We start from the raw sequence: 25,076 nt of genomic DNA, 5'->3' as shown, positions 1-25,076 counted from the left end.
GAAACATGCCCCTCGGAGTCAGCCCGCCGGGGTGCTCGCGCGCGGTGTTCCACGTGAAACATCGCGGACCCGCACCATCCCGATCGCGGTGGCGGCGTAGATCAGCGCGAGGGACACGACCAGTACGGACGAGCGCCCGTCGGCGGGGAGCATCAGCGCCGCGGCCGCGGCGGCTCCCACGAAGGCGACGTTGAAGACGACGTCGTAGACCGAGAAGACCCGGCCCCGGTACGCGTCGTCCACCTGCTCCTGGATGACCGTGTCGGTGGCGATCTTGGCGCCCTGCGTGGTGAAGCCGAACAGGACCGCGGCGAGCATCATCGGCGCGAGTGTGAACGACAGGGCGAGCGGCGGCAGCAGCACCGCCGAGGCGGCGCAGCACACGGTGATCCAGCCGGAGGTGCCGAGCCGTCCGGTGGCCCACGGGGTGACGAGAGCGGCGGCGAAGAACCCGGCGGCCGACAACCCCACGGCCAACCCCAGCAGGCCGAGGCCGGCGTCGGTGTCGGACGCGTCGGACCAGGAGTAGCGGCAGAGCATCAGCAGGGTCACCGTGAGCGCGCCGAAGCAGAAGCGCATCGCGGTCATGGCTGCCATCGCCCGCGCAGCCGGCGGGCGGCGGCGCAGATGCCCCAGCCCCTTCCGCAGACCCTGCGCGGTGCCGGCGACGGCGGACAGCACCCGCGGGCGCACCCGTTCCGGGTCGGGGCCGAGCAGATCGCGGCCCAGGGTCAGCGCCGCCAGGCCCGCGCACAGATAGAGCAGAGCCCCGAGCAGCACCGTCGCGGCGTCGGCCGCATCACCCTCGGCGGCGAAGAGGTGCACCACAAATGCGGCCCCGCCGCCCACGGTGGCCGCGAGGGTGCCGGTCGTCGGGGTGAGTGCGTTGGCGGTCACCAGGGCGCCCCGGTCCACCACCCGGGGCAGGGCCGCGGAGAGCCCGGCGAGGACGAAGCGGTTGACCGCGGTCACCGACAGGGCGGACAGGTAGAACAGCCAGTCCGGGACGTGCAGCAGGATGAGCCCCGCGGTCCCGCAGGACAGCACCGCCCGCAGCAGGTTGCAGTACAGCAGCACCTGGCGCCGCCGCCAGCGGTCGAGCAGCACGCCGGTGAAGGGGCCGAGCAGCGAGTAGGGCAGCAGTAGGACCGCCATCGCGGACGCGACGGCCCCCGGGGTGGCCTGCTTCTCCGGCGAGAAGACCACGTAGGCGGCCAGCGCGATCTGGAAGACGCCGTCGGACAGCTGGGACAGCAACCGCACCCCGAGCAGCCGGCGGAAGTCCGGCAGCCGCAGCAGAACGCGCAGGTCGCGCAGAAGGCCCATGCGCACAGCCTCACACGACGCGGAAGGCCCCGGGTACGCGACCCAGGGCCTTCCGTGCGAGAGCCGTGCGCGGTGCTAAATGACGCGCACCGTGTGAGCGGTGTGTCAGCGCTCGACGTCGCCGCGGATGAACTTCTCGACGTTCTCGCGGGCCTCGTCGTCGAAGTACTGCACCGGCGGGGACTTCATGAAGTACGAGGACGCCGACAGGATCGGGCCGCCGATGCCGCGGTCCTTGGCGATCTTCGCGGCGCGCAGCGCGTCGATGATGACGCCGGCGGAGTTCGGGGAGTCCCAGACCTCGAGCTTGTACTCCAGGTTCAGCGGGACGTCACCAAAGGCGCGGCCCTCAAGGCGGACGTACGCCCACTTGCGGTCGTCGAGCCACTGCACGTAGTCGGACGGGCCGATGTGCACGTTCTTGGCGCCGAGGTCACGGTCGGGGATCTGCGAGGTGACGGCCTGCGTCTTGGAGATCTTCTTGGACTCCAGGCGCTCGCGCTCGAGCATGTTCTTGAAGTCCATGTTGCCGCCGACGTTCAGCTGCATCGTGCGCTCCAGGACCACACCGCGGTCCTCGAACAGCTTGGCCATCACGCGGTGCGTGATGGTCGCGCCCACCTGCGACTTGATGTCGTCACCGACGATCGGCACGCCGGCCTCGGTGAACTTGTCCGCCCACTCCTTGGTGCCGGCGATGAAGACCGGGAGGGCGTTGACGAAGGCGACCTTGGCGTCGATGGCGCACTGGGCGTAGAACTTCGCCGCGGCCTCGGAGCCGACGGGCAGGTAGCAGACCAGCACGTCGACCTGGCGGTCCTTGAGCACCTGGACGATGTCCACGGGCTCGTCGGCCGACTCCTCGATGGTCTCCCGGTAGTACTTGCCGAGGCCGTCGAGGGTGTGGCCGCGCTGGACCGTCACGCCGGTCTGCGGCACGTCGCAGATCTTGATGGTGTTGTTCTCGCTGGCTCCGATGGCGTCCGCGAGGTCGAGGCCGACCTTCTTCGCGTCGACGTCGAAGGCGGCGACGAACTCGACGTCCCGCACGTGGTAGTCGCCGAACTGCACGTGCATGAGACCAGGCACCTTGCCGTCCGGGTCAGCGTCCTTGTAGTACTCGACGCCCTGCACCAGCGACGTGGCGCAGTTGCCCACACCGACGATGGCTACGCGAACCGCACCCATACCCGTTGCTCCCTGTGTAATCGTCACGCGGTTCCCCGGGCTTCGGGTCGGCCGCCGTTCTCTTGGTTGTTGTCGTTGTCGTCCCGCTGATCGGGCGAGCGCATCGTGCGCCCGGCCCGCTCGGTCTCGATGAGCTCGTTGAGCCAGCGGACCTCGCGCTCCACCGACTCCATGCCGTGCCGCTGCAGCTCAAGCGTGTAGTCGTCGAGCCGCTCGCGGGTGCGGGCCAGTGAGACGCGCATCTTCTCCAGGCGCTCCTCCAGGCGGCTGCGCCGCCCTTCGAGCACTCGCATCCTGACGTCCTTGGACGTCTGACCGAAGAAGGCGAAGCGGGCTGCGAAGTGCTCGTCCTCCCAGGCGTCGGGACCGGAGTGGGCCAGGAGCTCTTCGAAGTGCTCCTTGCCCGCCGCCGTCAGCCGGTAGACGATCTTCGCACGGCGTCCGGCCAGAGGCGCGGCGTGCGGATCGCTGTCCACCGCCGACTCCTCCACCAGCCACCCCACCGCGACGAGCGTCTTCAGACAGGGATACAGGCTCCCGTAGCTGAAGGCCCGGAAGACCCCGAGCGAGGTGTTGAGCCGCTTGCGCAACTCGTAGCCATGCATCGGGGACTCGCGCAGCAGACCGAGAACCGCGAACTCGAGGATTCCGGAGCGCTTGCTCAATGGCCCGTCCCTCGTCCTCTCGTTTCGCGGTTCTGTCGATCCGATGTATCGAGTCGATACATCGTGACGATAGAGCGGCGCGAGACATCATGCAAGGCGGGTCGTCGTGACCGGCGTCACATCCGTAAACCTGTGACTCTCACTAGGTCCGCTATGTGCTGAATGTTCGCATCATGCGTCTTTTGACCCTGCGTACTCTGTTCGCCATGCGGAGCACCGGGAACCCCACGCCGATCGCGGGCGTCTTGATCCACGGTGCAGTGCGGCCTGACCCAGCCGCATGCAGGGGGACCGACCGCAATGTCATCGATGCCTTCAGGCGATCCCGCCTGTCGAGGAGTAGCTGTTCATGAGCGAGCACCGTCGCAAGCAGCCGCAGTCGCCGTCCGGCGGCCGCGCAGCCGCCCGGCGCGGGGGACAGCAGCCGACGCCCCCGCCCTCCGGTGGCCACCGGTCCGGAGGCGGCCCGCCGCCCGGCGCCGGTGGCGGACGCGACGTCCCCACCGGATCGCCGAGCGGTTCGCACGGCAGGCGGGCCGAGAGCCCGGACATCATCGGTGGCGGCAGGGATTCCGGCGGTGAGCCGTACCAGGGCCGGGCGGCCGCGCGCCGCGCGTCCCAAGGGCACGGGCGGCGCCGCGGTGGTGCGGGCAGCGGACCCGGCGGGCCCGGCGGCCCGGCAGGACGCGGCGGGCGGGGGCCCGGCAGGCGCCCCGGCAAGAAGCGCTTCATCGACTACCCGCGCTTCGGCAAGGACGGCTGGCGCCGCTGGATGCCGTCGTGGCGGCAGGTCACCGCGCTCTTCATCGGCTTCATCGGCACCCTCGTCGGCATCGCGGGCATCGCGTACGCCATGGTGGACGTCCCTGACGTGAACAAGGCCTCACAGGCCCAGAACAACGTCTACTACTGGGCCGACGGCTCCCGGATGGTGACCGGCGGCGGCAGCGTCAACCGGCAGAACATCCCGTACGAGAAGATCCCCAAGGCCATGCGCGACGCGGTGATCTCGGCGGAGAACAAGAGCTTCGAGACGGACAAGGGCGTCGACCCGATGGGTATCGCCCGCGCGCTGTTCAACATGGCGCGCGGCGGCGAGACCCAGGGCGGCTCGACGATCACCCAGCAGTACGTCAAGAACACCATGCTGGACCAGTCGCAGACGGTGAGCCGCAAGTTCAAAGAGCTGTTCATCTCCATAAAGGTCGGCCGGACGGTCAGCAAGAACGACGTCATGTCCGGCTACCTGAACACCTCGTACTTCGGACGGGGAGCGTGGGGGCTGCAGGCCGCGGCGCAGACGTACTACGGCGTCGACGCCGAGAAGCTCAATCCCAGCCAGTGCGCGGTGCTCGCCGCGCTGCTGAAGGGTCCGACGTACTACGACCCCAACGGCAACGAGAGCATCGACAGCTCCGCGACCCCGGCCGCGAACAAGGCACGCGCCGAATTCCGCTGGAAGTCGATCCTCGACAACGAGGTCCGCTTCGGCCACATGTCCGCGGCCGAGCGCGCGAAGTACACGACCTTCCCGATGCCGCAGGGGCTCAAGGCCCAGGTCGGGATGAGCGGCCAGATCGGCTATCTCGTCTCGACGGCCAACAACTACATAATCCAGCACTCCAGTCCGAAGATCACCCAGGACATGCTGGACCGCGGCGGTTACCAGATCTACACGACCTTCGACAAGAACAAGGTCGCCGCGCTGAAGACCTCCGTCGAGAAGGTGCAGGCGCAACGGATCAAGCCCGGCGCCGGGCACATGTACACGGGCGGCGACCCCCAGTTCAAGGGCGATGCCGACACCAACGTGCAGTTCGGCGCGGCCTCCGTCGTCCCGGGTGACGGCAAGATCGTGGCCATCTACGGCGGTCCGGGCATGGACAAGGGCGAGTTCAACAACAACGCCGACACCGCGGGCGTCCCCGTCGGCTCGACCTTCAAGCCCTTCGTGCTCGCCGCGGCGATGACCTACGGCACGAACTACAGCGACGGCAAACCGCTCACCCCGGACAGCAAGTACAACGCCGACGACCTGATCCCGATCAAGGACCACGACGGCAACCAGATCAAGACCAAAGACGGCAAGGTCTTCAAACAGAAGAACGAGTCCAACTACAAGTGGGGCTACGTCACTCTGAACAAGGCGATGGAGCAGTCCATCAACTCTCCCTTCGTCCAGCTCGGCGAGGACGTCGGCCTGGACAAGGTCAAGGACGTGGCGCTCAAGTCAGGCATCCTCGACGGCTCGATGCAGGCCACCCAGAACGTCGCCTCGTTCTCCATCGGTACCTCGACGCCGAGCGCGATCCGCATGGCGAACGCGTACGGGACGTTCGCCGACTCGGGTGTGTCCGTCGAGCCGTACTCGGTGACGAAGGTGCTGCACGACGGGGACAGCGATCATGCGTTCAAGAAGCCGGAGCGCGCCAAGACGGTGGCGCTGGAGCCCGCCGTCGCCGACACCGTGACCCAGGTGCTGCAGAACGTGGTGAAGAAGGGCACCGGTAAGGCCGCCCTGGAGCTTCACCGCGACGTGGCCGGCAAGACCGGTACCACGGACACCGACGGCGGTACGCGGTCGGCGTGGTTCGTCGGCTACACCCAGCAGCTGTCCACCTCGGTCGTGATGTTCCGGCAGGACTCCAAGGCCAAGCAACTGCTGCCGATGGCCGGTACCGGTGGCCCGACGTCGACCACCCACGGTGGTGACATCCCGGCGACCATCTGGACCGACTACATGAAGGAGGCGCTGGGCGACTCCGACGACCCGGGCTTCCCGAAGCCCGGCAAGATCGGCGACGGCAAGACGATCAACGAGAAGGGCGCCCCGTCCCCGACCCCGTCGATGACGGCTCCGCCGACCCCGACCACCTCGCCGACGCCCTCGCAGCCGCCCACCCATGGGCCGACCACCTCGCCGACGTGGGGGCCGCCGACGGACACGCCGTCGCCCTCGGACACGCCCAAGTGCTCGATCTTCAACCCGCAGAGCTGCAACAGCTCCTCGCCGACGTCCTCGCCGACAGCGACGGACACCGGGCCACCGGGACACAACAACAACGGAGGCACCAGAGGCAGTACGGGCTGACGGCCCGCGGGGGCCCGCCCCCACCGGGGGCCGGGCCCCCGGACCGTTGAGGCCGGGCCTCCCCCAGACCCCGTGCCGGTCGCCGCGATCCGCATCCGGATCGCATGACGACCGTCACGGGGTCTGCTGTACCCACAGCCCCGTACGGCAGGATGTGCGCATGACGAGCGTGCGCGATCGAGAAGAGGACGACCGGCGGGACGTTCCGGTGCGCCCCACCGACGAGGACTCGCTGGCCGCGGCCGCGAGCGAGCTGATCGGCGGCCCGGCGGGCAAGCATGCCGAGACCGGCGGGCACCGCTGGTGGACGGCGCTGCGCGTGATGGTGCTGATCGTCATCGGGATGTTCGCGCTCGGCATGGTCCAGAAGGTGCCGTGCTACGACGGCGGGTGGTTCCAGGGCGGCGACGGCCAGTACATCCATGCCTGCTATTCCGACATCCCGCACCTGTACCACGACCGCGGCTTCGCCGACGACGTCGTGCCGTACTTCGACAGCATCCCCGGCTCGATCTCCGGCAGCGGCTTCCACCATCTGGAGTACCCGGTCCTGACCGGGCTCTTCATGGAGGTCGCCTCCTGGCTGACACCGCACGGCGGCAGCATGCAGCACCGCGGCCAGATCTTCTGGATCGTGAACTCCGGCATGCTGATGATCTGCGCGGCCGCGCTCGTCGTGCTGGTGTCCCGGACCAACCGGCGGCGGCCGTGGGACGGCCTGTTCATCGCGCTGTCCCCGGCGCTCGCGCTGTCGGCGACGATCAACTGGGACCTGTTCGCCGTGGCGCTGGCCGCCGCGGGCCTGCTGCTGTGGTCGCGCAGCCGGCCACTGGCCGCCGGTGTGCTCATCGGCCTGGCCGCGTCGGCGAAGATCTATCCGGTGCTGCTGTTGCTCGCCCTGCTGCTGGTGTGCGTGCGGGCGGGCCGGATGCGGGCCTTCGGCGCGGCGCTGGGCGGCGCGGTGGGGGCCTGGCTGGTGGTCAACCTGCCGGTGATCCTGCTGGCCCGGTCCGGCTGGGAGCAGTTCTACAGCTACACCCGCTCGCGGGGCGTGGACTACGGGTCGCTGTGGCTGGTCGTCATGCAGCGCACCGGCAACCCGCTCAGCGGGGTCAGCGCGTACGCCGCCGCGCTGATGATCGTGCTGTGCGCCGCCGTCGCGGGCCTCACCTTCTACGCGCCGCGCCGACCGCGGCTCGGGCAGGTCGCCTTCCTGCTGGTGGCCGCACTCGTCGTGAGCAACAAGGTCTACTCGCCGCAGTACGTGCTGTGGCTGCTGCCGCTTGCGGTGCTCGCCCGGCCGCGCTGGCGCGACCTGCTCATCTGGCAGGGCGCCGAGGTGCTCTACTACCTGGGCATCTGGATGGAGCTGGCCTACGTCAGCGGCGGCACCAAGCACCACGGGCTGCCCGCGGACGGCTACCAGCTGGCCGTCGTGCTGCACCTGCTGGGCGTGCTCTACCTGAGCGCGACGGTCGTCCGCGACATCCTGCGGCCGGAGCACGACGTCCTGCGGCAGGACGGCTCCGACGACCCGGTGGGCGGGGTGCTCGACGGAGCCGAGGACTCCTTCGTCCTGGCCCTCGCGGCGGACCCGGGCGCGGAGCCCGAGCCGCCGGCCGGGGTGACCGGCGTGCCCGGCCAGGCGGCCGAGCCCGGCGGCTTCGGTACCCCCGCGGGCGGGCCGGGCTACGACGCCTGACGGTCGACGATCCGGTCGAACTGCGTGGTGGTGTGCCGCAGGTGCGCCACCAGCTCGTCACCGACCGCGGGCGGGGCCACGTCGCCCGGCAGGAAGAGGATCGACACCTGCATGTGGGGCGGCTCGGCGAACCACCGCTGCTTGCCCGCCCAGACGAACGGCGACAGGTTGCGGTTGACGGTCGCCAGGCCCGCACGGGCCACGCCCTTGGCGCGCGGCATCAGGCCGTGCAGCGCCTTGGGCGCTTCCAGACCGACGCCGTGCGAGGTGCCGCCCGCCACGACGACCAGATGGCCGCTGTCGGCTGCCTTCTCCTGCCGGTAGCCGTAGCGCTCGCCCTTGGTGATCCGCGTGACGTCCAGGACCGCGCCGCGGTATTCGGTCGCGTCGTGGTCGCCGAGCCACATTCGCGTGCCGATCCGGGCGCGGAAGCGGGTCTGCGGGAACTGCTGCTGGAGCGCGGCCTGCTCGGTCGCCTTGAGGTGGCTGACGAACATGGTGTGCAGCGGCAGCCGGGCGGCGCGCAGCCGCTCCATCCAGCCGAAGACCTCCTCGACCGCGTCGCTGCCGTCGGGGCGGTCGAGTGGCAGGTGGATGGCGAAGCCCTCCAGCCGGACGTCGTCGATCGCGGTGTGCAGCTTGCCCAGGTCGTCCTCGGCCACGCCGTGGCGGCGCATGGAGCTCATGACCTCGATGACGACCCGGGCGCCCACCAGCCCGCGCACCCCCTCCACCGAGGAGACCGAGCGGATCGCCCGGTCCGGCAGCGGCACCGGCTCCTCGCCGAGCCGGTAGGGGGTCAGGACGAGGAGGTCGCCGCCGAAGAAGTCCTTGATCCGGGCCGCTTCGTAGGTCGTACCGACCGCGAGCATGTCGGCGCGCAGCCGGGTTGCCTCGTCGGCGAGCCGCTCGTGGCCGAAGCCGTAGCCGTTGCCCTTGCAGACCGGGACTATGCCGGGGAACTGGTCGGCCACTTGCCGCTGGTGGGCGCGCCAGCGTGCGGTGTCGACATACAGCGTGAGCGCCATGGCCTGGAGGACCTTCCTGTCGTGCGTCGGCCGGTCAGCGGCGCGACATGTAGATGTCGAGAGCCTTGTGGAGAAGCTTGTTGAGCGGGAAGTCCCACTCACCCAGGTATTCGGCGGCCTGACCGCCGGTGCCCACCTTGAACTGGATCAGGCCGAACAGATGGTCGGTATCGTCCAGCGAGTCGCTGATACCGCGCAGATCGTAGACGCTGGCGCCCATCGCGTAGGCGTCCCGCAGCATTCGCCACTGCATCGCGTTGGACGGCCGCACCTCGCGCTTGTGGTTGGCGGAGGCGCCGTACGAATACCAGACGTGCCGGCCGACGGTGAGCATCGTCGCCGCCGCGACCGCCTCGCCCTCGTGCAGCGCCAGGTACAGCCGCATCCGGTTGGCGTCCTCGGCGTTGAGCTTGGTCCACATCCGCTGGAAGTAGGCCAGCGGGCGGGGGCGGAACTGGTCGCGCACCGCGGTGATCTCGTAGAGCTGCTGCCAGGTCGGGAGGTCGTCGTAGCCGCCCTGGATGACCTGGACGCCGGCCTTCTCGGCCTTCTTGATGTTGCGCCGCCACAGCTGGTTGAAATTCTTCAGGATGTCGTCGAGCGAGCGGTTCTCCAGCGGGACCTGGTAGACGTAGCGCGGCTGCACGTCACCGAAGCCGGCGCCGCCGTCCTCGCCCTGCTGCCAGCCCATCCGGCGCAGCCGCTCGGCCACCTCGAAGGCACGGGGCTCGATGAAGTCGGCCTCCACGTCCCGCAGCCGCTTGATGTCGGGATCGGCGATGCCCGCCTTGATCGTGTTGGCCTCCCACCGGCGGATTATCACCGGCGGGCCCATCTTCACGCTGAAGGCGCCGTTCTGCTTGAGGTGGCGCAGCATCGGCTGGAGCCACTCGTCCAGGTTGGGCGCGTACCAGTTGATGACGGGGCCCTCGGGCATGTACGCCAGATACCGCTTGAGCTTGGGCAGCTGCCGGTACAGGACGAGGCCGACGCCGACCAGCCGGCCGCCGCCCTTGGACAGCTGGCCGGGCTGCTCGTCGAACCAGCCGAGGCTCTCCGACCGCCACTCGGACTTCACGTCGGCCCATGCGGGGACCTGGCAGTGGCTCGCCGAGGGCAGACTCTGGATGTATGCCAGGTGCTGCTCTCGGGTGATGGTCCTCAGGGTCAGGCTCATGCGGGGCGCTCCCCATGCTCACGACTGCGGGGTTATCTGGCCCGAAGCCTACTGCTCAGGGGTAGCGCCCCCACCAGCCCTGTGGACAACGGCGCGGCTTTTCCACAGCCTGCCGGACGCTGCCGCGGCGACTACCAGAGCCCGCCGGTCAGGCCGCCGTGCGCGACTCCGATGTAGAAGCCGACCGCGGACATGCCGATGCCGATGATCAGGGCGAAGCGCTCGGTCGTCGTGGCCGAGATGAACTGGCCCCAGCCGCCGGTGAAGATGCCGACGAGGCCGGTCCAGGAACTGAGCAGGTGCAGGCTGTTGAACGCCGAGGAGATGACCGCGATCCCGCCCAGGACGAGGGTGAGGATCGCGAGGGAGTTCACCAGGGGATGGGGTCGGCCGTCGGTGTTGAAGGTGAGGCGGTGGGTTCGTGCCGCGTGCTGGGCCATGGGGTACCTCCGTGACGGAGTCGTGGCGCGCTGTGGCGCCTGACACACCCGATGTGTACAGATTGCGGTCATTAGTGGGCGGATTTCAACCCGGGAGCGTGAGCCGGGTACTGTGTACGTTCTGCACCGGTGTCTGCGCAGGCCCTGTCGGGCAGTCCGGGGGGATCTCCTTCGGCTGTCAGTGGCCCGCGCTACCGTTGCGACGCAGATACAAACCCTCCTGCCACGGAAACGCCGTGGCCGCTGAGTCCAAAGGAGGTGGGTTCACCTATGCGTCACTACGAGCTCATGCTCATTCTCGACCCCGATCTTGAGGAGCGCTCCGTCGCCCCGCTGATCGAGTCCTTCCTGTCCGTCGTCCGCAACGGCGGCGGCAGCGTGGAGAAGGTCGACACCTGGGGCCGTCGTCGTCTCGCTTATGAGATCAACAAGAAGCCCGAGGGCATCTACTCGGTCGTCGACCTGAAGGCATCGCCCGAGGTCGTCAAGGAGCTGGACCGCCAGCTCAACCTGAACGAGTCGGTGCTGCGGACCAAGGTCCTCCGTCCGGAACTGCACTAGTCCGGACTCCGAGTAGCTAGTCAGCACTACCCAGAGCCAGTCGAGAGGTCACCCCATGGCAGGCGAGACCGTCATCACGGTCGTCGGCAATCTCGTCGACGACCCCGAGCTGCGCTTCACCCCGTCCGGTGCGGCGGTCGCGAAGTTCCGTGTCGCGTCCACCCCCCGCACGTTCGACCGGCAGACCAATGAGTGGAAGGACGGCGAGAGCCTGTTCCTGACCTGCTCGGTCTGGCGTCAGGCGGCGGAGAATGTCGCAGAGTCGCTGCAGCGCGGCACGCGCGTCATCGTGCAGGGCCGCCTCAAGCAGCGGTCCTACGAGGACCGCGAGGGCGTCAAGCGGACGGTCTACGAACTGGACGTCGAAGAAGTGGGCGTCAGCCTGCGGAGCGCCACGGCCAAGGTCACCAAGACCAGCGGCGGTGGCGGGCGCGGCCAGGGCGGCTACGGCGGCGGCAGTGGCGGCGGCCAGCAGGGCGGCGGCGGCTGGGGCGGCGGCCCCGGTGGCGGCTCCGGCGGCGGGGCTCCCGCCGACGACCCCTGGGCCACCGGCGCACCTGCCGGCGGCGGCCAGCAAGGCGGTGGCGGTGGCTGGGGCGGCGGCTCCGGCGGCAACTCCGGTGGCGGCTACTCGGACGAGCCGCCCTTCTAGGGCGGATCCTCACTCACTTCTTGATCGCATAGGAGAATCACCATGGCGAAGCCGCCTCCGCGCAAGCCGAAGAAGAAGGTCTGCGCGTTCTGCAAGGACAAGACCGTGTACGTGGACTACAAGGACACGAACATGCTGCGGAAGTTCATTTCCGACCGCGGCAAGATCCGTGCCCGCCGCGTCACCGGCAACTGCACGCAGCACCAGCGTGACGTCGCCACGGCCGTCAAGAACAGCCGTGAGATGGCGCTGCTGCCGTACACGTCGACCGCTCGATAAGGAAGGGTGACCGTAATGTCGAAGATCATCCTTACCAACGAGGTCAGCGGCCTGGGTGCCGCGGGCGACATCGTCGACGTCAAGCCGGGCTACGCCCGCAACTACCTGATCCCGCGTGGCTTCGCCATCGCGTGGACCAAGGGTGGCGAGAAGGACGTCGAGCAGATTCGCCGCGCCCGCCGTATCCGCGAGATCCACTCGCTGGACGACGCGAACGCGGTCAAGGGTCAACTGGAGGCCGTCAAGGTCAAGCTGAGCACCCGCGCCGGCGACACCGGCCGTCTGTTCGGCTCCATCACCCCGGCCGACATCGCCGCGGCGATCAAGGCCGCCGGTGGTCCGGCCGTCGACAAGCGCCGTGTCGAGGTCGGTGCGCCGATCAAGACGCTCGGCTCGCACAAGGTGTCCGTGCGGCTGCACGCCGAGGTCGAGGCCGTCCTCGACCTGGAGGTCGTCGCGGCGTAACGCGCCTTTTGCTCGGTACGGTGCGGACGCCGTCGATGTTCCACGTGGAACACCGACAGTGTCCGCACCGTCACGACGCACCGGAGGGCCGGGTACCCCCAGCGGGATGCCCGGCCCTCCTCGGTCTGTCCGGCTGCTTCCGACCAGCCGACCGGCCGACCGGCCTGGCGGCTCCGCGCCGCTCGTTCAGCGCGCGGCGCCGGTGACCACCCAGCGGCCGGAGCGGGCGCGCAGCCACAGCGCGACGAGCCGGGTCAGCATCATGAGCGTCATGGCCCACCACAGGACCGTCAGCCCCGCCCCGAGCGCCGGCACGGCGAGTGCGGCGGGGGCGAAGACCGCCAGCGTCACCAGCATCGACCAGGCCAGGTACGGCCCGTCCCCCGCACCCATGAGCACGCCGTCAAGGACAAAGACCACACCGCTCAGCGGCTGCGACACCGCCACCACCAGCAATGCGGAGGCCAGCGCGGACCGCACCGCAGGGTCGGAGCTGAACAGTGGCCCGATCAGCGGACGGGTCATCGCCAGCAGCAGCCCGAGGACCAGGCCGCAGGCCACGCCCCACTCGATCATCCGGCGGCAGGCGGCCCGCGCCCCCTCCGGGTCGTCGGCCCCCAGACAGCGGCCGATGATGGCCTGGCCCGCGATGGCGATGGCGTCCAGGGCGAAGGCGAGCAGCGACCAGACCGTGAGCGTGATCTGGTGGGCGGCGATGGCGGTGTCCCCCAGCCGTGCGGCCACCGCGGTGGCGATCATCAGCACCGCCCGCAAGCTGACGGTGCGCACCAGCAGCGGCAGCCCGGCGCGGGCGCAGGTCCGTATCCCGGCGGCGTCCGGCCGCAGGCCTGCCCACCAGGGGCCTGTGCCGTCGCCCGCCGCGGCCTGGCGGCGGATGCCGCGTACGACGACCCAGAGGTAGACGGCGGCCATGCCGTTCTGCGCGATGACCGTGCCCCATGCGGACCCGGCGACACCGAGGCCGGCGCCGTAGACGAGAGCGGCGTTGAGCCCGGCGTTGGCGGCGAAGCCGCCCACGGCGACGGAGAGTGGCGTGCGGGTGTCCTGGAGGCCGCGCAGCACGCCGGTGGCGGCCAGTACGACCAGCATGGCGGGGATTCCGAGGGAGCTGATCCGCAGATACGTCGTGGCGTACGGGGCGGCGGTGCCGGAGGCCCCGAAGAGGCTCACCAGAGCGGGCGCCGCCGGCAGTACGGTGGCGATCACCGCGCCGCCCAGCAGCAGGGCGAGCCAGATGCCGTCCACGCCCTGCCGCAGAGCGGCGGCCAGGTCGCCCGCGCCGACCCGGCGGGCGACCGCGGCGGTGGTGGCGTAGGCGAGGAAGACGAAGACGTTGACGGCGGTCGTGAGCAGTGCCGCGGCGATGCCGAGCCCGGCGAGCTGGGCCGTGCCGAGGTGGCCGACGATCGCGCTGTCCACCATTACGAAGAGTGGTTCGGCGACGAGGGCGCCGAAGGCCGGCAGGGCGAGGGTGAGGATCTCGCGGTCGTGCCGGCCCCGGGCCGTCGGGGCGCGGCGAGGGCCGCGGCCGGGGGCTGGCTCCCTGGCCTCGGAGGGTTCGACGGCGTGATTCACAAGCACAGCTTAATCGTCCACAAGTAAGAGGCGGAAGTGCGGAAGGACTCTTACCGGTGACTGCGTAGCGTGATCTCCTCCGCGTCGTTTGTGGCGATCTTGGCGGCCGGTGAAAAGTTTTTCTCCTGCACAGGCTATGGATGAAGAAGATGCAGGTCAGATGGGCTCTCGGCGGGAGTCCCGCGGCTTGTCCACAGCGCTGTCCCAAGGCCTGTACACAGGTTGGGGGCAGTTCTCCACAGGTATGCCGCCGTCGTCCACACCCCCTGTGGATAACCGCCTTGGTCTGGGTCGTCAGGAGCCCTACCGTGGACCCCTCCCCCGGTGTGACGCGAGCGGTGCGGCGCGGCACATCAGGGCGCGGCGCGGCACGTGCGCGGCGGCCACCGGGCGGATCGAGGATCGGAGCGATGCCATGAAAGAGTGGCACGCACGCGGGGTCCGGCCGGACCGGCCGGATGGGAGGAGGTGGCGGGCGTGAGCCAGCCAGAGCCCGCCGACGACCACTGGCCCGACCCCCCGCCCGGCGAGCACCAGGGGCCCGCGGCCGGAGTCAGCCCCTTCCGCAAGAAGTCCGCGCAGGACGACGCCCGCTACTCCGAGGGCGGTGGCGGCTTCGAGCGCGTCCCGCCGCAGGATCTGGACGCCGAGCAGTCCGTGCTCGGCGGCATGCTGCTGTCCAAGGACGCCATCGCCGACGTCGTCGAGGTCCTCAAGGGCGCCGACTTCTACCGGCCCGCGCACGAGACGATCTACCAGGCGATCCTCGACCTCTACGCCCGCGGCGAGCCCGCCGACCCCATCACCACCGCGGCCGAGCTCACCAAGCGCGGCGAGCTCGCCCGGATCGGCGGCTCCCCGTATCTGCACACCCTCGTCAACGCCGTCCCCACCGCCGCGAACGCGGAGTACTACGCCGAGATCGTCCACGAGCGGGCGGTGCTGCGCCGGCTCGTCGAGGCCGGAACGCGCATCACCCAGATGGGATACGCCGCCGACGGCGACGTCGACGAGATCGTCAACAACGCGCAGGCCGAGATCTACGCGGTCACCGAGCAGCGCACCTCCGAGGACTACCTGCCGCTCGGCGACATCATGGAGGGCGCCCTCGACGAGATCGAGGCGATCGGCTCCCGTAGCGGCCAGATGTCCGGTGTCCCGACCGGTTTCGCCGACCTGGACTCGCTCACCAACGGCCTGCATCCCGGCCAGATGATCGTCATCGCCGCCCGTCCCGCGATGGGCAAGTCCACCCTCGCGCTGGACTTCGCCCGGACGTGCTCCATCGCCAACAAGATGCCCAGCGTCATCTTCTCCCTGGAGATGGGCCGTAACGAGATCGCGATGCGGCTGCTGTCCGCCGAGGCCCGGGTCGCGCTGCACCACATGCGGTCGGGCACGATGACCGATGACGACTGGACCAAGGTCGCCCGCCGGATGTCCGACGTCACCGAGGCGCCGCTCTACATCGACGACTCGCCCAACCTGTCGATGATGGAGATCCGCGCGAAGTGCCGCCGCCTCAAGCAGCGCAACGACCTGCGGCTCGTCGTGATCGACTACCTCCAGCTCATGCAGTCCGGCGGCTCACGCCGCCCGGAGAGCCGCCAGCAGGAGGTCTCCGACATGTCCCGCAACCTCAAGCTCCTCGCCAAGGAGCTGGAGGTCCCGGTCATCGCCCTCAGCCAGCTGAACCGAGGCCCCGAGCAGCGCACCGACAAGAAGCCGATGGTCTCCGACCTGCGCGAATCCGGCTCCATCGAGCAGGACGCCGACATGGTCATCCTGCTGCACCGCGAGGACGCCTACGAGAAGGAGTCCCCGCGCGCAGGCGAGGCCGACCTGATCGTCGCCAAGCACCGCAACGGCCCCACGGCCACCATCACCGTTGCCTTCCAGGGCCATTACTCCCGCTTCGTCGACATGGCCCAGACCTGAGCCACCGGGGAGCGGCCGGTCGGGGGGCCGGGCGGGAGGCCTATGCTGCCGGGATGATCAAGCCTGTTGAGCTGGTGATATTCGACTGCGACGGGGTGCTCGTCGACAGCGAGCGCATCGCGGTGCGCGTGCAGGTGGGGCTCGGGGCGGAGCTGGGGTGGGCGCTGGACGAGGCGGAGGTCGTCGAGCGGTTCATCGGGCGCTCCCACGCGGCGATCCGCGAGCAGGTCGCCGAGCGGCTGGGGGAGGAGGTCGCAGGCGTGTGGGCCGAGCGGTTCGAGGAGCGGCACCGGGAGGCGGTGGACGCCGACCTCGTCCCGGTGGACGGGCTGCCCGAGGCGCTCGCCGCGATCGTGCTGCCGACCTGCGTCGCTTCCAGCGGCTCGCACGAGAAGATGCGGCACACCCTGGGGCGTACCGGGCTCTACGACCACTTCGCGGGGCGGATCTTCAGCGCCGTCGAGGTCGCCCGGGGCAAGCCCGCGCCGGACCTCTTCCTGCACGCCGCCCGGCGCATGGGGGTGGACCCCACCGCGTGCGTGGTCGTCGAGGACAGCCGGCCGGGGGTCACGGCGGCGCGGGCCGCCGGGATGCGCGCCTTCGGGTATGCCGGCGGGCTCACCCCGGCCGAGCGGCTCGCCGGGCCCGGGACGACGGTCTTCCACGACATGCGGGAGCTGCCGACGCTGCTCGCCGGATGACGCGGACGCCCCCCGCAGCCGTGGGAAAGCGGCTCCGGGGGCGTCGGTCAGCGGGGAGGGGGGATCAGGCGGTGGTCCAGACGAAGGTGGCCGAGCCGGCGGCGCCGGCCACGGCCTTCGCCGTGACGGTGACCGTTGGGTGCCGCGGGTGGTGCCGTACATCCCCACGTCGCGGCCGGTGGCGGTGAAGGAGAGGTTCTCGACCCCGCCCTCGCCGGCGGTCGTGGAGTAGACGGTGTTCCACGTGGAACCGCTGTCCGACATCTGGACCTGGAAGGACTCGCCGGAGGCGGTCTCCCAGTTCAGCACGACCTGGGTGATCGGCCGGCCGGAGCCGAGACCGACCTGCAGCCACTGCGTGCGGAAAAAGTTTGCTTTGCGCCGCCGTTGACATGGGAGCGCTCCCTTCCCCCCTTCGCGCCCGCCGCGGTGGCAGCCTGGGGGGATGGACGAGCAGGGCAAGGACGACGGACGTGGCGGCGAGCGGATCAGGGTCGAACTCGACGGAGTACCCGAGACGCTGCTGTGGAATCTCTACCAGCGCTCGGTGGAGGCCGCCCGGCCCGAGGGGCGGGTGCTGGACGACCCGCGGGCGGTGGAGCTGGTCGAGCGCATCGACTACCCGTTCTCCCGGTTCGGTGGTGGCGACGGCCTGGCCCAGTGGCACGCGCTGCGGATCGCCTGCCTCGACGCCGAGGTGCGCCGCTTCCTCGCCGCACATCCGGGCGGCACCGTGGTGGCGCTGGGCGAGGGCCTGGAGACGCAGTTCTGGCGGGTCGACGACGGGCTGGTGCGCTGGCTGTCGGTCGACCTGCCGGAGACGGTGGCGGTACGCGACCGGCTGCTGCCCGCCGATCCGCCGCGACGGCGTACGCTCGCCTGCTCGGCGCTCGACCTGCGCTGGATGGACGAGGTGGAGCCCGGAACGCCGCCGCAGAACGTGCTGGTGACCGCGCAGGGGCTGCTGATGTACCTGCCGCCGCGGGACGTCAGGAAGCTGATCGCGCGGTGCGCCGAGCGCTTTCCCGGCGGGAGCTTCCTCTTCGACGCGGTCCCACGGGCGATGGTGGCTCGCAGCCAGGCGGCGCAGGAGCGCGGGACCGGGAGCGGGAGCGGGGGCGGCTACCGTGCGCCCGCGTGGCAGTGGGGCATGAACGCCGGGGAGTACCGCAAGGTGGCCAGCGCCTCGCCGCGGATCGCCGAGGTGCGCCGGCTGGTACTGCCGCGCGGCCGGGGGCTGTTCGCGGTCGCCCCGGTCTCGCATCTGGTGCCCGGCCTGCGCTCGGCGCGGCTGTCCATCGTCGCGGTGCGCTTCGGCCCGGCGGACTACCGTAACGGGGTCGCGCGCAGCTGACACCGTGCGCGCGGTGGACAAGCAGGGCAGGCGCAGGTTCGGTTCGGCAACGGAAGGACGTGGGCGGGTGACGGTGGAAGCCGGATCCGGGGGACGGTCGGGCGGCACCCAGGCGAGCGGAGCGGCAGCGGATACGGAGCTGCTGCCGGCCACCCGCCGGGCGCTGCTGCACCGGGTGGCGGTGGGCCAGCGTGACGGGCGCGCCCCGTCGCTGGTCGGCGCGGTGGTACGGGACGGGGCACTGGTCTGGTGCGGCTCGCGCAGCATGATCGAGGGTCATGCGCCGGACGGGGACACGCAGTACCGCATCGGCTCGATCACCAAGTCCTTCGTGGCGGTGCAGGTGATGCGGCTGCGGGACGAGGGCCTGCTCGACCTCGCCGACCCGCTGGCCCGCCACCTCCCGGAGACCGCGGAGCCCGAAGGGGAGAGCGGTGCCGGGGCGGCGGGTGCGGGACTGGACGCCGCCGGCCTGCGGGCGGCCGGGCGCCTGACGGTGGCGCAATTGCTCAGCCACACCTCGGGTATCGCCTCGGAGACCCCCGGCCCCTGGTGGGAGCGCACCCCCGGCGACCTGCGGCCCGATCTGGCCGACCTGCTGGGGATCGATCCCGTCAAGCACCCCGCCGGCCGCCGCTACCACTACTCCAACCCCGGCTTCGCGCTGCTGGGCGCTCTCGTGGAGCGGCTGCGCGGGGTCCACTGGTACGAGACGCTGCGGGCGGAGGTGCTGGAGCCGCTGGGGATGCGGCGGACGACGCTGCTCCCGGAGGCCCCCGCGGCAGGCGGCTTCGCCGTCCACCCGTGGGCGGATGTGATGCGGCCCGAGGCCGTACAGGACACCGGGCGGATGGCGCCCGCCGGGCAGCTGTGGTCGACGGCCGAGGATCTGGGGCGCTGGGCGGCGTTCCTGCTCGCCGGGCGGGACGGGGTGCTCGGCGAGGCGACGCTGGAGGAGATGCGGCGGCCCGCCGCGCCGCCGGAGGAGCACGGGGCGGGCTACGGCCTGGGCCTTCAGCTCGGTCGCCACGGGAAGCGCAGCCTGGCCGGGCACACCGGGTCGATGCCCGGCTTCCTGGCCACGGTGTGGGTGAGCCCCGAGGACGGCCTCGGCGCGATCGCGCTGGCCAACGCCACCTCGGGTCCGCAGGTCGGGGCCATTGCCGCCGACCTGCTGGCGATCACCGCCGACGCAGAGCCGCGCCTGCCGCGGGCCTGGCGCCCGGCCGACGCCCTCCCGCCGCAGCTGCTGGAGCTGGCCGGGCCCTGGTACTGGGGCACCAATGCCTATGCGCTGCGGGTCGACGCGGACGGCGGGCTGAGCCTCGCCCCGCTGACCGGCCAGGGCCGCGCCACGAGGTTCCACGTGGAACACAACGGGACGAACGGCACCTGGACCGGCCGCGAGGGCTATTACGCGGGCGAGACGCTGCGGCCGGTGCGGCGCGAGGACGGCTCCCTCAGCCATCTCGACCTCGGGTCGTTCGTCTTCACGCGCGAGCCGTACGATCCGTCCGCTCCGGTGCCCGGCGGCTTCCCGGGCTGGAGCTGACCCCGGAGGGCTCGGCGCCATGACCTGCGAGGCCGCCCGCCTCCACCGGCGAACCGCCGGCCGCGAGGGCGTTCGCCTCGGTCGCAGCGCCCGCGTCCGGCCCGCCCGCGGCGGCTAGCACCCCGCTGCGGGCCGGGGCCCGCAGCAGCACCGCCGCGGCGGCCGCGGCCACCGCCAGCAGCCCGGCAGCGACCAGGAAGGCCAGGTGGTAGCCGCCGGTCAGGGCGCTGCGCAGCGGGTGGCCCGCGGCGACCAGCCGGTCGGTGCGGGCCGCGGAGAGCGCGGCCAGCACCGCCAGGCCCAGCGCGGCACCGATCTGCTGCGCGGTGTTGAAGACGCCGGAGATCAGACCGGAGTCGGCGGGCGTGGCGTCGGCCATCCCGAGCGTCATCAGCGCGGGCATCGCGAGCCCGAAGGCGGTGCCGAAGACCAGCGTCGCCGGGAGTACGTCGACCGCGTACGTGGCGTGCCCCGCGGGCACCCGGGCCAGCAGCAGAAAGCCGAGGGCGAAGAGCACGAGGCTGGGCAGCAGCACCGCGCGCTCGCCGAATCGGGCGCCGAGCCGGGCCGACAGCACGAGCGACATCACGCCGATGACCAGCCCGGTCGGCGCGATGGCCAGCCCGATCTCCAGTGGGTCGTAGCCCTGCACCTTCTGGAGGTAGAGCGTCACGAGGAATTGGAAGCCGAAGCCGCCGGCCACCATGAGCGCCTGCACGATGTTGGCGCCGGTCACCCGGCGCGAGCGGAAGATCCGCAGCGGCATGAGCGGCTCGGCCGCCTTCGCCTGCCGGACCAGGAAGCCCGCCAGCAGCACGAGCGACAGCACGCTGAGGCCGATCGTGGCCGCGGACGTCCAGCCGCGGTCGGTCGTGCCGACGATGGTGTAGACGCCGAGCATCAGCGCGGCGGTGACCAGCAGTGCCCCGGGGGCGTCGACCCCGCGCAGCCGGGCGGTGTCCTTCGAAGGGGCCGCCGGCCGGTCGTCGGGCAGCAGCCGCAGGCTGAGGACGGCGGCGGCAGCGCCGATGGGCAGGTTGACGAAGAAGATCCAGTGCCAGTTGACGGTCTGCGTGAGCACGCCGCCGGCCAGCAGCCCGAGCACGCCGCCCGCGGACTGCACGAAGCTGTAGACGCCCATCGCCCGGCCGCGGTCGCGCGGGTCGGGGTAGAGGGCGATGACCATGCCGAGGCTGACCGCCGAGACCATCGCACCTGCCGCGCCCTGGACGAAGCGGGCGGCGATCAGCAGGCCCGCCGAGTCGGCGAGGCCGCAGGCGAGCGAGGCGGCGGTGAAGGCGGTGAGCCCGCCGACCAGGATCCGGCGGCGGCCGAGCAGGTCGCCGAGCCGCCCGGACAGCAGCAGCAGGCCGCCGAAGGCGATCAGATAGGCGTTCACCACCCAGGCCAGCGCGGACTGGGAGAAGCCGAGGTCGTGCTGGATGGATGGCAGGGCGACGGTCACGATCGTGCCGTCCAGGATGATCATCAAAGTGCCCGCACTGAGGACGCCCAGGGCGGCACTACGGGATCGGGAAGACAGTGGCATGGGGTCGCCTCCTGGCGCGGTGGGAATGCCAGGATCGACCGTAGCAGAAGGTTTTGTTGGGGACTATCTTTTACGGACCTAGACTGCGCCGACTGTCGGGCAGCCCGGCGTCCTGTCGCTTCACCGGCAACCGGCCCGTACCGGCGGCTACTTGCGGGACTGTCGCGGTCGGCGCACCACCTCGGGGCAGTCGACGGGCTCCGCGAGCAGCCCGGTCGCCAGCCCGCTCAGCGCCGCGACGAAGACGGCGCGCTGGGGCTCCGGGAGGACGTCCAGCACCTCCTGGTGCACCCGGTCGACGATCGCCTGCCCCTTGCGCACCACCTCGGCGCCGGTTTCCGTGACCCGGATGATCCGCGCCCGGCGGTCGGACGGCGACGGGACGCGCTCGGCGAGCCCGGCCTTCTCCAGGTGGTCGACGGTGACGACCATCGTCGTCTTGTCCAGGTCGGACAGCTCGGCGAGCTGCGCCTGGGTGCGGTCCTGCTGGGCGGCGTGCGCGAGGACGCAGTGCTCGCGCGGCGACATGCCGATCCCGGCGAGAGCGGCGGTCATCCGCGTGGTCAGCACGTGGGCGGTGTGCTGGAGCAGGTAGGAGACGTCGGTGGTGGCGCCGAGCGCGCCTCCCGGCGGCGCGGCGGCGGGAGCTTGTGCGGTCATGCCGTCGAGCGTAGCAAAATAGGTCCGCTACGGGATCGTCCCGTAGCGGACCTATTCGCCGCGGTGCGGCCTCTCCCCGAAGCGGCGGGCCCGGTGCGGCGAGAGGCGGTTCGCTCAGCCCAGTTCGGGGCCGAGCAGACCGAGCACGCCCTCGATGTTCGCGTCCAGGTAGTGCCGCAGCGTCAGCGGCACGATGTCGACCGAGGCGATGCCCAGCCGGCTGAACGGCACCCGCACCACCTCGTACTCCCCGCACGGATCGTCCACCTCCGGGCCGTGCCGCAGCGCCAGGTCCATCGACTCCAGGCGGCAGGCGAAGAAGAACTGCACCTTCACGCCGTGCGAGCCGTCCTCGGCGATGTGCTCGACGGTGTCGACGAAGGCCGGCACCACGTCGGTGACCTTCGCGCCCAGCTCCTCGTCGACCTCGCGGTGCAGGGCGGCGACGACGCTCGCGTCGTCGTCCTCCACGCCGCCGCCGGGGGTGACCCAGTAGGGCGCGATGCCGGGCTTGGTGCGCTTGATCAGAACGAGCCGGTCGCCGTCCAGTAGCAGGGCACGGGCGGTGCGTTTGACCACCGGGCGGGTGGCGGCGGGACTGGGGCTGGGGTGCGTATCCGGAGGCATGCCAGTCATCTGCCGCGGCCGGAAGCGGGGCAAACGTGCACACCGCAGGGAAATGGAGCGCGGGGCCGGCCGTGCGCGCCCGGTGACCGCGCCCGGCCGACTCCGTCGCCGCACGTGACGGCGGCGGCAGGACCGTCAGGCGGCTGCCGCCTCGTCCAGCGCGCGCAGCACGTCGGCCACGATGTCCTCGGCGTCCTCGATCCCGACGGAGAAGCGGACGAAGCCGGGCGGCACCGCGTCGCCGCCCCAGCGCGCGCGGCGCTCGGCGGTGCTCTGGATGCTGCCGAAGCTCGTGGCCTCCGACGTCATCCGCAAGCTCGCCAGGAAGCGTTCGGCGTGCGCCTGGTCGGGCAGCGTGAAGGACACCACGCTGCCGAAGCGGCGCATCTGCCGCGCGGCGACCTCGTGCGAGGGGTCGGCCGGCAACGCCGGGTGCCGCAGATTCATCACTTCGGGGCGTTTGAGCAAAGCCGTGGCAAGAGCCAGGGCGTTCGCGGACTGCTTGTCCACGCGCAGCGCGAACGTCGCGATCGAGCGGTGCGCGAGCCAGGCCTCCATCGGCCCGGGGATGGCGCCGACCGTCTTGCGCCAGAAGCGCACGCTCGCCGCCAGGCCGGCGTCGCGCGTGCTGACGTACCCCAGCAGCAGGTCGCCGTGGCCGCTGAGCGCCTTGGTGCCGCTGGCCACCGAGAAGTCGGCGCCGAGCGAGAGCGGCCGCTGCCCCAGCGGCGTGGCCAGCGTGTTGTCGACGGCGACCAGCGCGCCGGCGGCGTGCGCAGCGTCGGCGAGGCGGCGGATGTCGCACACGTCGAGCCCCGGGTTGGACGGCGTCTCCAGCCACACCAGCGACACCCCGTCCAGCGCCGCCAGCTGCGCGTCGCCCGCGGTCGGTGCCAGCCGGACCGCGACCCCGTACGACTCCAGGCGCTCGCGCAGCGCGCGCGTCGTCTGGTAGCTGTCGGACGGCAGCAGAACCGTCTGCCCGGCCTTGACCTGCGACAGCAGCACCGCGGCGACGGCCGCCATACCCGAGGCGAAGACCGCGGTGCCGACCTCCGGGTCGCCCGGCGCCTCCAGCTCGGAGATCGCCGCCTCCAGCCGCTCCCAGGTCGGGTTGTCGTCGCGCCCGTAGACGTACGGCCCGGTGGCCTCACCGGGCAGGTGGTAGTGCGACACGAAGACCGGCCCGGGCAGCGACGGCTCGTACGCCGTGGCCGGCGGTCGCCCCGCGTGCACGCTGCGGGTGCTGTCCCCCGCCCCGGCGAGAGCTCCGAGAGCTCCGTGCTCCACGGGGTCGCCGTGCCCCGAGAAGTCCGAAAAGTTGGTGCCCCCCGACTCGGGCGTCACTCGTCGTCCGGGAGGACGACGTGCAGGGCCCAGGACACGATGCTGACGATCAGGCCGCCGACGATCGCCGTCCAGAAGCCGTGCACATGGAAGTCCAGGTCCAGCTTGCCCGCGACCCACGACGTCAGCAGCAGCATCAGGGCGTTCACGACCAGCGTGATCAGCCCCAGCGAGAGGATGAACAGCGGGAAGGACAGCACCTTGACGACCGGCTTGACCAGCCAGTTCACGACGCCGAAGACGAGGGCGACCAATATCAGGCTGAGGGCCTTGCGGGCGTTCGAGTCGCCCGTCAGGGTGATGTCCTCGATCACCCAGGTGGCGACGCCGAGCGCTGCGGCGTTCGCCAGCGTTTTGACGATGAAATTCTTCATGGTGTGATCGTCGCAGACTCAATCGGCAGGGCAAGAGACTGAGCGAAACCGTAGCCCGACCGCAGCGGAGGAGTGGCGATGAAGGTGTTCCGGCTGGACGACCTGGACGCGGAGCGGGCCGCGAACCAGGGCGCTTACCTGCGCTTTCTCAAGGAGCGTACGATGTCCGCCGGGCTGTACGCGCTGCGCGCCGGTGAGACCGATCCGCAGGCGCCGCACGCCCAGGACGAGATCTACCTCGTCGTGAGCGGGCGCGCGGCGCTCACGGTGGGTGACGAGACCACGACCGTCGCGCGCGGCAGCGTCGCCTTCGTGCCGGCCGGAACCCCGCACCGCTTCCACCACATCACCGAGGACCTCAGGGTCATGGTGGTCTTCTCCCCGCCCGAGCCCTAAGGGTGCAGTCAGGGTCGGATCCGGTCTCCCGGGGCCCCACGGCGGGCGGCAGTGGCCCTACAGTCGAAGTACCGGCGGATGAGCTGCCGGAAGGACCGGACCCGAAGAGGGGACGAAGGAGAGTCAAGGCGTCATGGACAAGCTGCTGAAGGGCCTGCCGTGGTGGGTCAAGTGGGTCGCGGTCCCGGTCATCGCGCTGGTGATCTTCGGCTCCCTCGTCGCGGCCCTGGTGAGTTTCGTCATCGGGCTGCTGTTCAAGGTGATCGTGTTCGTGATCCTCGTGGGCGCTCTGGTGCTGGTCGTCAAGCGTTTCACGTCCGGCGGGTCGTCCAAGCGCGACTGGTGACGGCGCCCGCGCCGTCCCCCGCCCCTCCCGTTCGCCCCTCCCGCCGCCGGTGGCCCTGCCAC

At 70.9% G+C, this 25,076-nt stretch carries 24 protein-coding genes and 1 pseudogene; 12 read left to right on the top strand and 13 right to left on the bottom strand.

Annotated features, from left to right (window positions below; all coding sequences use genetic code 11):
• Window positions 1–18: 18 nt before the first annotated feature.
• From IH54_RS0103185 to IH54_RS0103175, 3 genes are all read right to left on the bottom strand, one after another.
• On the bottom strand, window positions 19–1,326 hold the full coding sequence (locus IH54_RS0103185; RefSeq protein ID WP_043179607.1) for an MFS transporter: 1,308 nt from the start codon (window positions 1,324–1,326) through the stop codon (window positions 19–21).
• A 105-nt stretch (window positions 1,327–1,431) separates the two neighbouring features.
• Entirely contained in the window at window positions 1,432–2,514 is a 1,083-nt protein-coding gene (locus tag IH54_RS0103180; protein WP_031512691.1) for an inositol-3-phosphate synthase, read from the bottom strand.
• Between the two features lie 23 nt (window positions 2,515–2,537).
• Complete coding sequence (locus IH54_RS0103175; RefSeq protein ID WP_031512690.1) at window positions 2,538–3,179, bottom strand: PadR family transcriptional regulator; 642 nt, start codon at window positions 3,177–3,179, stop codon at window positions 2,538–2,540.
• Window positions 3,180–3,528: 349 nt separating this feature from the next.
• Between IH54_RS0103175 and IH54_RS0103170 the strand changes: the two genes are divergently transcribed.
• Both IH54_RS0103170 and IH54_RS0103165 read left to right on the top strand, forming a co-directional pair.
• On the top strand, window positions 3,529–6,270 hold the full coding sequence (locus IH54_RS0103170; RefSeq protein WP_199923321.1) for a transglycosylase domain-containing protein: 2,742 nt from the start codon (window positions 3,529–3,531) through the stop codon (window positions 6,268–6,270).
• Between the two features lie 160 nt (window positions 6,271–6,430).
• Entirely contained in the window at window positions 6,431–7,972 is a 1,542-nt protein-coding gene (locus IH54_RS0103165; RefSeq protein WP_052397010.1) for a glycosyltransferase family 87 protein, read from the top strand.
• On the opposite strand, the gene IH54_RS0103160 is transcribed toward IH54_RS0103165, so the two are convergent.
• From IH54_RS0103160 to IH54_RS0103150, 3 genes are all read right to left on the bottom strand, one after another.
• Window positions 7,960–9,000, bottom strand: a complete 1,041-nt coding sequence (locus tag IH54_RS0103160) for an alanine racemase (RefSeq protein WP_031512685.1) — start codon at window positions 8,998–9,000, stop codon at window positions 7,960–7,962. The genes IH54_RS0103165 and IH54_RS0103160 overlap by 13 nt on opposite strands.
• Before the next feature lie 34 nt (window positions 9,001–9,034).
• On the bottom strand, window positions 9,035–10,177 hold the full coding sequence (locus IH54_RS0103155; protein WP_031512683.1) for a lipid II:glycine glycyltransferase FemX: 1,143 nt from the start codon (window positions 10,175–10,177) through the stop codon (window positions 9,035–9,037).
• A 131-nt stretch (window positions 10,178–10,308) separates the two neighbouring features.
• Window positions 10,309–10,617, bottom strand: coding sequence for a hypothetical protein (locus IH54_RS0103150; RefSeq protein WP_031512682.1), 309 nt, complete (start codon window positions 10,615–10,617; stop codon window positions 10,309–10,311).
• Between the two features lie 270 nt (window positions 10,618–10,887).
• Here IH54_RS0103150 and rpsF point away from each other — a divergent pair, with 270 nt between their 5' ends.
• The 4 genes from rpsF to rplI are packed head-to-tail and all read left to right on the top strand — an operon-like array spanning window position 10,888 to window position 12,574.
• Window positions 10,888–11,178, top strand: coding sequence for a 30S ribosomal protein S6 (gene rpsF / locus IH54_RS0103145; protein ID WP_031512681.1), 291 nt, complete (start codon window positions 10,888–10,890; stop codon window positions 11,176–11,178).
• A gap of 55 nt (window positions 11,179–11,233) precedes the next feature.
• A complete protein-coding gene (locus IH54_RS0103140) occupies window positions 11,234–11,830 on the top strand; it encodes a single-stranded DNA-binding protein (RefSeq protein ID WP_031512680.1) in 597 nt (198 codons plus the stop codon).
• 42 nt (window positions 11,831–11,872) lie between these two features.
• Entirely contained in the window at window positions 11,873–12,109 is a 237-nt protein-coding gene (rpsR, locus tag IH54_RS0103135; RefSeq protein WP_031512678.1) for a 30S ribosomal protein S18, read from the top strand.
• 15 nt (window positions 12,110–12,124) lie between these two features.
• Entirely contained in the window at window positions 12,125–12,574 is a 450-nt protein-coding gene (rplI, locus tag IH54_RS0103130) for a 50S ribosomal protein L9 (RefSeq protein WP_031512677.1), read from the top strand.
• Between the two features lie 186 nt (window positions 12,575–12,760).
• Here rplI and IH54_RS0103125 read toward each other — a convergent pair whose 3' ends face one another.
• Window positions 12,761–14,074, bottom strand: coding sequence for an MATE family efflux transporter (locus IH54_RS0103125; protein WP_052397040.1), 1,314 nt, complete (start codon window positions 14,072–14,074; stop codon window positions 12,761–12,763).
• 573 nt (window positions 14,075–14,647) lie between these two features.
• On the opposite strand from IH54_RS0103125, the gene dnaB reads away from it, so the two are divergent.
• Window positions 14,648–16,108: a replicative DNA helicase gene (gene dnaB / locus IH54_RS0103120; protein WP_031512674.1), complete on the top strand. Its 1,461-nt coding sequence runs from the start codon at window positions 14,648–14,650 to the stop codon at window positions 16,106–16,108.
• Window positions 16,109–16,161: 53 nt separating this feature from the next.
• Entirely contained in the window at window positions 16,162–16,809 is a 648-nt protein-coding gene (locus IH54_RS0103115; protein WP_031512673.1) for an HAD family hydrolase, read from the top strand.
• Window positions 16,810–16,950: 141 nt separating this feature from the next.
• Here the strand turns inward: IH54_RS0103115 and IH54_RS48035 are convergent.
• Window positions 16,951–17,271: pseudogene (locus tag IH54_RS48035) on the bottom strand (discoidin domain-containing protein); the annotation flags it as partial.
• Here IH54_RS48035 and IH54_RS0103110 point away from each other — a divergent pair.
• Both IH54_RS0103110 and IH54_RS0103105 read left to right on the top strand, forming a co-directional pair.
• Complete coding sequence (locus IH54_RS0103110; protein ID WP_052397009.1) at window positions 17,255–18,163, top strand: class I SAM-dependent methyltransferase; 909 nt, start codon at window positions 17,255–17,257, stop codon at window positions 18,161–18,163. The pseudogene IH54_RS48035 and the gene IH54_RS0103110 sit on opposite strands and share 17 nt — an antisense overlap.
• 139 nt (window positions 18,164–18,302) lie before the next feature.
• Window positions 18,303–19,715, top strand: a complete 1,413-nt coding sequence (locus tag IH54_RS0103105; protein ID WP_031512669.1) for a serine hydrolase domain-containing protein — start codon at window positions 18,303–18,305, stop codon at window positions 19,713–19,715.
• Here the strand turns inward: IH54_RS0103105 and IH54_RS0103100 are convergent.
• The 5 genes from IH54_RS0103100 to IH54_RS0103080 form a co-directional block, all read right to left on the bottom strand.
• A complete protein-coding gene (locus IH54_RS0103100) occupies window positions 19,654–21,264 on the bottom strand; it encodes a DHA2 family efflux MFS transporter permease subunit (protein ID WP_078861891.1) in 1,611 nt (536 codons plus the stop codon). The genes IH54_RS0103105 and IH54_RS0103100 overlap by 62 nt on opposite strands.
• A 147-nt stretch (window positions 21,265–21,411) precedes the next feature.
• On the bottom strand, window positions 21,412–21,924 hold the full coding sequence (locus IH54_RS0103095) for a MarR family winged helix-turn-helix transcriptional regulator (RefSeq protein WP_031512667.1): 513 nt from the start codon (window positions 21,922–21,924) through the stop codon (window positions 21,412–21,414).
• 114 nt (window positions 21,925–22,038) lie between these two features.
• Window positions 22,039–22,551, bottom strand: a complete 513-nt coding sequence (locus tag IH54_RS0103090) for an NUDIX domain-containing protein (RefSeq protein WP_052397008.1) — start codon at window positions 22,549–22,551, stop codon at window positions 22,039–22,041.
• A gap of 135 nt (window positions 22,552–22,686) precedes the next feature.
• Window positions 22,687–23,841 carry a cystathionine gamma-lyase gene (locus IH54_RS0103085; protein ID WP_031512663.1) on the bottom strand — a complete coding sequence of 385 codons (1,155 nt, stop codon included), beginning with the start codon at window positions 23,839–23,841 and terminating at the stop codon, window positions 22,687–22,689.
• A 53-nt stretch (window positions 23,842–23,894) separates the two neighbouring features.
• Window positions 23,895–24,272, bottom strand: coding sequence for a phage holin family protein (locus IH54_RS0103080; protein WP_031512662.1), 378 nt, complete (start codon window positions 24,270–24,272; stop codon window positions 23,895–23,897).
• A 78-nt stretch (window positions 24,273–24,350) separates the two neighbouring features.
• Between IH54_RS0103080 and IH54_RS0103075 the strand changes: the two genes are divergently transcribed.
• Window positions 24,351–24,668, top strand: a complete 318-nt coding sequence (locus IH54_RS0103075; RefSeq protein ID WP_031512661.1) for a cupin domain-containing protein — start codon at window positions 24,351–24,353, stop codon at window positions 24,666–24,668.
• Window positions 24,669–24,801: 133 nt separating this feature from the next.
• Complete coding sequence (locus tag IH54_RS0103070; protein ID WP_031512659.1) at window positions 24,802–25,014, top strand: DUF5326 family protein; 213 nt, start codon at window positions 24,802–24,804, stop codon at window positions 25,012–25,014.
• Window positions 25,015–25,076: the final 62 nt, after the last annotated feature.

The sequence above is a fragment of the Streptomyces sp. NRRL F-5123 genome (assembly GCF_000721495.1).
In the GTDB taxonomy this organism is placed as follows: domain Bacteria; phylum Actinomycetota; class Actinomycetes; order Streptomycetales; family Streptomycetaceae; genus Actinacidiphila.
The sequence above is the reverse complement of the archived record's forward strand: the minus strand, read 5'-3'. Positions and strand labels throughout refer to the sequence as shown.

Excerpts from the sequence above, each read along its gene's own strand:
- IH54_RS0103150 (WP_031512682.1), bottom strand. The coding sequence starts at position 10,617 with ATGGCCCAGCACGCGGCACGAACCCACCGCCTCACCTTCAACACCGAC.
- IH54_RS0103110 (WP_052397009.1), top strand. The coding sequence starts at position 17,255 with ATGGACGAGCAGGGCAAGGACGACGGACGTGGCGGCGAGCGGATCAGG.
- IH54_RS0103155 (WP_031512683.1), bottom strand. The coding sequence starts at position 10,177 with ATGAGCCTGACCCTGAGGACCATCACCCGAGAGCAGCACCTGGCATAC.
- IH54_RS0103100 (WP_078861891.1), bottom strand. The coding sequence starts at position 21,264 with ATGCCACTGTCTTCCCGATCCCGTAGTGCCGCCCTGGGCGTCCTCAGT.
- IH54_RS0103180 (WP_031512691.1), bottom strand. The coding sequence starts at position 2,514 with ATGGGTGCGGTTCGCGTAGCCATCGTCGGTGTGGGCAACTGCGCCACG.
- IH54_RS0103075 (WP_031512661.1), top strand. The coding sequence starts at position 24,351 with ATGAAGGTGTTCCGGCTGGACGACCTGGACGCGGAGCGGGCCGCGAAC.
- IH54_RS0103170 (WP_199923321.1), top strand. The coding sequence starts at position 3,529 with ATGAGCGAGCACCGTCGCAAGCAGCCGCAGTCGCCGTCCGGCGGCCGC.
- IH54_RS0103095 (WP_031512667.1), bottom strand. The coding sequence starts at position 21,924 with ATGACCGCACAAGCTCCCGCCGCCGCGCCGCCGGGAGGCGCGCTCGGC.
- IH54_RS0103115 (WP_031512673.1), top strand. The coding sequence starts at position 16,162 with ATGATCAAGCCTGTTGAGCTGGTGATATTCGACTGCGACGGGGTGCTC.
- rplI (WP_031512677.1), top strand. The coding sequence starts at position 12,125 with ATGTCGAAGATCATCCTTACCAACGAGGTCAGCGGCCTGGGTGCCGCG.
- rpsF (WP_031512681.1), top strand. The coding sequence starts at position 10,888 with ATGCGTCACTACGAGCTCATGCTCATTCTCGACCCCGATCTTGAGGAG.
- IH54_RS0103070 (WP_031512659.1), top strand. The coding sequence starts at position 24,802 with ATGGACAAGCTGCTGAAGGGCCTGCCGTGGTGGGTCAAGTGGGTCGCG.
- IH54_RS0103165 (WP_052397010.1), top strand. The coding sequence starts at position 6,431 with ATGACGAGCGTGCGCGATCGAGAAGAGGACGACCGGCGGGACGTTCCG.
- IH54_RS0103080 (WP_031512662.1), bottom strand. The coding sequence starts at position 24,272 with ATGAAGAATTTCATCGTCAAAACGCTGGCGAACGCCGCAGCGCTCGGC.
- rpsR (WP_031512678.1), top strand. The coding sequence starts at position 11,873 with ATGGCGAAGCCGCCTCCGCGCAAGCCGAAGAAGAAGGTCTGCGCGTTC.
- IH54_RS0103090 (WP_052397008.1), bottom strand. The coding sequence starts at position 22,551 with ATGCCTCCGGATACGCACCCCAGCCCCAGTCCCGCCGCCACCCGCCCG.
- IH54_RS0103140 (WP_031512680.1), top strand. The coding sequence starts at position 11,234 with ATGGCAGGCGAGACCGTCATCACGGTCGTCGGCAATCTCGTCGACGAC.
- IH54_RS0103160 (WP_031512685.1), bottom strand. The coding sequence starts at position 9,000 with ATGGCGCTCACGCTGTATGTCGACACCGCACGCTGGCGCGCCCACCAG.
- IH54_RS0103185 (WP_043179607.1), bottom strand. The coding sequence starts at position 1,326 with ATGGGCCTTCTGCGCGACCTGCGCGTTCTGCTGCGGCTGCCGGACTTC.